The organism is Dyella ginsengisoli, from assembly GCF_044904665.1.
GTDB classification, from domain to species: Bacteria; Pseudomonadota; Gammaproteobacteria; order Xanthomonadales; family Rhodanobacteraceae; genus Dyella_A; species Dyella_A ginsengisoli.
Map to the genome: position 1 here is coordinate 1 of NZ_JADIKM010000019.1, position 281 is coordinate 281.

Below are 281 nucleotides of genomic sequence, written 5' to 3' on the forward strand. Positions count from 1 at the left end.
CCTTCGCGGATCGCGAAGCGCAGGCCTTCGTCCATCGCGATCGGGTGGATCAGGCTCACCACCATCTTCACGTTGTCGCCCGGCATCACCATCTCCACGCCTTCCGGCAGGGTCACGGCACCGGTCACGTCCGTCGTGCGAAAGTAGAACTGCGGGCGGTAGCCCTTGAAGAACGGGGTGTGGCGACCGCCCTCGTCCTTCGACAGCACGTACACCTCGGCCTCGAAGTCCGTGTGCGGGGTGATCGAACCGGGCTTGGCCAGCACCTGGCCGCGCTCCAC

General features: G+C 66.2%; 1 protein-coding gene. It reads right to left on the reverse strand.

Annotation, left to right across the window (positions count from 1 at the left end; genetic code table 11):
- Positions 1 to 281, reverse strand: a 281-nt coding sequence (locus ISP17_RS19515) for an EF-Tu C-terminal domain-related protein (RefSeq protein WP_449757880.1), incomplete at both ends; no start/stop codon positions are given.